The organism is Acidisphaera rubrifaciens HS-AP3 (assembly GCF_000964365.1).
Classification (GTDB): Bacteria; Pseudomonadota; Alphaproteobacteria; order Acetobacterales; family Acetobacteraceae; genus Acidisphaera; species Acidisphaera rubrifaciens.
The window spans coordinates 1-3107 of record NZ_BANB01000461.1 but is presented as its reverse complement, the minus strand read 5'-3'; the positions used below and the strand labels follow the sequence as shown (position 1 = coordinate 3107).

The following is a 3107-nucleotide window of genomic DNA, read 5'->3' as shown; positions in this document are numbered from 1 at the left end:
GCGCGGGCGGCGATGCGGGGGGCGGCCGCGCGCACCGGGCGGGCGGTGCGCTTCCCCGACCTCGCCGCCGCCCTGCTTGAACGGATGTGGCCCGCGATCGCCGGGTGACGGCGGGCCCGTTTCTTGCTGCACTGCACGCAGCCGCGGGGCACCCAGCCGCGAGGCAGCCAGCCGCGGGCGAGGAGGGCAGCCATGGTCGACATCCCGGTGATCGACGTAGCACCGCTGTTCGCGGACGATCCGGCGCCCGTCGCGGAGGTCGCAGCGGCCATCGGGGCCGCCTGCCGCGGCGTCGGGTTCTTCTACGTCACCGGTCACGCCGTGACGCCGGCGCTGCGCGACGCGGCGTTTGCCGCCGCGCGGGCCTTCTTCGCACTGCCCGCCGCCGCGAAGGAAAGGCTGTCGATCGCCCGCTCGCCGCATAACCGGGGCTATGCCGGCCTCGGCACGGAACAGCTCGATCCCGCCGCCACGATCGACCGCAAGGAAGCGTTCAACGTCGGCTTCGATCTTGCCGCCGACGATCCGGAGGTACTGGCCGGCCGCCCCTTCCGCGGTGTCAATCTGTGGCCCGATCTGCCGGGCTGGCGGGCGACGATGCTCGCCTATTTCGATGCGTGCCAGGCAACCGGACAGGCGATGCACCGCGCCTTTGCCCACGATCTCGGCCTGTCGCTCGACTTCTGCCGCGCCAAGATCGACCGCCCGATGGCGAGCCTGCGCATGCTGCGCTACCCCGGCGCCGGTCAGGACACGGCGAGCGGCATCGGCGCCGGCGAGCATACCGACTACGGCAACATCACGCTGCTCGCGACCGACGGCGAGCCGGGGCTGGAGGTGCGCCGGCGCGACGGCACCTGGATCGACGCGGCACCGCCGCCGGGCACGCTGGTGTGCAACATCGGCGATCTGCTGATGCGCTGGACCAACGACATCTACGTCTCCACCCCCCACCGCGTGCGCATCCCGGCGGGCGAGCGCTATTCGCTCGCCTACTTCCTCGATCCGAACCCGGAGACGCACGTCGCCGTGCTGCCGTCCTGCCTGGCGCCCGGCGAGCCGCCGCGCTACCCGCCGGTCACCGCCGCCGACTATCTGCGCAGCCGCCTCGACGCCACCTATATCGGGCCGGCCATGACAGCGACGGGTTGAGGCCCGCCGCCGCGCTATCCGTGCGACACGACTTTCAGCGCGATCGGCGCGTAGGCCGCGGGCTCCGTCGCCTGAAAACCGAAACTGGTGGACGCGCCCGGCGCGATGGCCGCGTTCCAGCTTGCATTCGACACCAGCGCGACGCCGCCCGATTGGGACGACAGCACGCCGTTCCAGACATTGCCCAGAAGGTCGGCGCTGGTCAGCTGCACCTCCCACCCCGTCACCGGCGTCGCCGTGTCGTTGGTCGCGGTCACGGTGCCGGTCATGCCGCTGCCCCAGTCACTGTTGACCTGCAGGCTCGCGGTCACGCCCCCGGCACCGGTGGACGAGCCCGCCACGGATGAGCCCCCGGACGTGCCCCCTGTGCCCGACGTAGTGCCGGTGCCTGACCCCGTGCCCGTGCCGCCGGCGGGCGGGGTGGTCGTGCCGGCGCCGTAATCGATCGTCGCCGCGACCGAGTTCGCGCCGAGCGTCGCGCCCAGCGGGTCGGACAGGTCGAGCAGGAACTGCAACTGCCCGCTCGCGCCCGCGGGATCGAGCACGGCGGTCGAGACGGTGGCGGAGGTCTGCCCCGGCGCGAAGGTGACGGTGCCGCTCGTCGCCGTGTAGTTGACGCCCGCCTTGGCCGTGCCGTCCGCCGTCGCGTAATCGACGGTGACGGGCGTCGTCTGCGGCGCCGACAGGGTGAGATCGAACGTCGCCGTGCCGCCCGCACCCCCGCCCGCGGCCCCCGTCCCGCCGCCCGACGTCGTCGCGGCCGCGTGATACATCGCCGGCTGGATCGCATCGAGCTTCGCGGTCTGCACCGTGCTCCAGTCGTTGCCGACGATACCGCCGGTGCCGGCCGAGTCCGGGTTCCAGTCCCAGTACGCCCAGCTCGGCCCCTGCTGACCGGGCGCGACCGTGATGCCGCCCGGCGCCTGCCCGTCCAGATAGGACACCAGCGTGTGCAGCCATTGCTGGTCGCTGGTGGTCTGCAGCTGCGTGCCGAACTCGCCCACGAATACCGGCGCGCCGCTCTGGTAGACGTTGCCCCAGAACTGGTTCCACACCGACGGCAGGTTGGCCGGATAATTCGGCGCGGAGAACCAGCTCTGCGGATAGACCGACGCCGGGTAGTCGTGCACCGAGTACACCAGCTTGCCCGGATCGGTGAGGGTGATCGGGTGCTGCGCGACACCCATCAGGTTGCCGCCCCACCACGTGCTCTGGCCGTTATAGGTCTGTATGCCCTCGACGATGACGAGCCATTTCGAGCCCGTCGCCTGGATCGCGTCGCCCGCCGCCGTCGCCGCGGCCGCCCAGTCGGTGGGCGATCCGGTGCCCCAGGTCGCCGGGTCGTGCGGCTCGTTCGACAGGTCGGCGCCGATGATCGTCGGATTGCCGGCATAGTGCTGCGCCAGCATCGTCCAGTCCGACAGCCAGGTCGCCGCCGAATAATTCTGATCGTACCAAAGCCCGTCCGCGTTCGGTCCCGACCCGGCGGAGGCGCGGTGATCGTCGAGGATGATCTTCATCCCGATCTGCCCGGCATAGGCGACGATCTTGTCCATCACCTGAAGGCCGTCGAGGCCCTGCAGGTCGGGGTTGAGCGTGTAGTTGATACCGGACGGCATGCTCGACGGATCGAGCGCCTGCAGCGAGAAGGGCAGCCGGATCGTGTTGAACCCGAGCTGGGCCATCTCGTTCATCATCGTCTTGTAGCTCTGCACGCCGAGGCCGCCGGGGGCGAAGGACGGCGTCTCCAGCCCGTACCAGTTGATCGCCGCGATCTTCACCGGCGTCCCGTTCGCATCGACGATCTGGTTGCCCTGCGTGCTGAGGAAGCCCGCCGGCAGCAGGCTGCCGCCCGCGCCCGGGGTCGCGTTCCCGCCGGACGACGTGCCGGCGGCGACATCGACCGTGGTGCCGGACGCGCCGATCGACGGCAGCACCGGGGCGGGGTTGGTCAG

The 3107-nt window shown here is 71.2% G+C and carries 2 protein-coding genes; one reads left to right on the top strand and one right to left on the bottom strand.

Annotated features, from left to right (window positions below):
• Positions 1–192 precede the first annotated feature (192 nt).
• Positions 193–1152 (top strand): isopenicillin N synthase family dioxygenase, encoded by a 960-nt coding sequence (locus tag B8460_RS13025; RefSeq protein WP_048862035.1) that lies wholly within the window; start codon positions 193–195, stop codon positions 1150–1152.
• Positions 1153–1166: 14 nt separating this feature from the next.
• Here the strand turns inward: B8460_RS13025 and B8460_RS13020 are convergent.
• Positions 1167–3107: cellulase family glycosylhydrolase (locus B8460_RS13020; RefSeq protein ID WP_148360598.1), on the bottom strand; the 1941-nt coding region annotated here is incomplete at its 5' end.